Raw genomic sequence first — 395 nt, forward strand, 5'->3', positions numbered from 1 at the left:
CGACGGCAGGGGTCAGATCGACCGCGACCCGATCACGTTCGAGCCCGGCCTGTCCCTGGTCTACACCGACGAGGCGCACGGCTACGGCAACGCCGGCACCGACAACCCGCCGGCGCAGCACGTGCTCGACTCGGTCCCCGAGCCGGGCAACGACACGCCCGACCTCGCCGATGCCGCGTTCAAGGCCGTGGACGGGCGCAACGCCTTCTCCGACTTCGGGAAGGGCTGGGTCGACAACTACACCGACCCCGGTCGCCAGGCCAAGGACGAGTCGGCCAGCACCGACTGGCTCTTCGACTACGGCTGCCTGTCCTTCAAGGTGCTGTCGATGAAGGGTGACTCGGAGGGCCCGTCGAGGAGCAACGGTGACCTGACCGGCACCGTCGCCTTCAAGC

At 68.9% G+C, this 395-nt stretch carries 1 protein-coding gene; it reads left to right on the plus strand.

The window, feature by feature from the left end; genetic code table 11:
* The coding region (locus tag CBF90_RS18500; protein ID WP_172407901.1) for a hypothetical protein at nt 1-395 on the plus strand (395 nt) is incomplete at both ends.

The sequence above is a fragment of the Microbacterium sp. AISO3 genome, from assembly GCF_002204305.1.
In the GTDB taxonomy this organism is placed as follows: Bacteria; Actinomycetota; Actinomycetes; order Actinomycetales; family Microbacteriaceae; genus Microbacterium; species Microbacterium arborescens.